This is a genomic window from Pseudomonas sp. AC463 (assembly GCF_979253585.1).
Genome location: NZ_CEEDDZ010000070.1, coordinates 1 through 568, shown reverse-complemented (window position 1 = coordinate 568; position 568 = coordinate 1). Strand labels below are relative to the sequence as shown.

1 pseudogene is annotated in these 568 nt (G+C 61.8%); it reads right to left on the bottom strand.

From position 1 onward, the window contains the following. Window positions 1-53: 53 nt before the first annotated feature. Window positions 54-537: pseudogene (locus AC0IYH_RS29115) on the bottom strand (DUF1989 domain-containing protein). Between the last annotated feature and the right edge of the window lie 31 nt (window positions 538-568).

Sequence of the window (568 nt, the reverse complement as noted above, 5' to 3'; positions counted from 1 at the left end):
GTGTTCGTAGAGTAAGACAGGTGTTCCTCGCCGGAGCGAGGAACAGGCCATTGTCAATCGATCCGGTACTGGATCGGCTTGAACGCGCCGCCATTGGATTGCAGTGCGGAGCACGCGGTGAGTCCGATAATCAGGTCCATTTCCGCGGTGAAGCGGATGTGGTCGCCGGGGCCGCTGAGCGGTGGTTCCACGGTGAAGGTGCCGGTGACGCCGTCGATCGGCACGTTCATGAAGCAGTTGAACGCGACCGGAATGTCGTCCTCCGTGACACCGTAGGGCGCGGTGCGGGTCGGTGTCGCCGTAGATGATCCGGAACGTATCCTTCGAACAGGGTGTCAGCAGAAAATCGTGGCGGCCGACCGGGTCCTCGACGATCCGCAGCATGACGTTGCTACGGTTGGAATAGAGTGGATCGCCCGTCGTCAGATACAGGCGGCTGGCGTAATCCAGCGTGCGGCCGGACGAGATGACTTCCCGCAGGTCATTGCGCGAGAACGCCAGCAGGTCCGCGACCTGCTTTCCCTCTGGGTCGATCACCGTCAGAGTCTGTCCGCGATCGAGCGTGAAC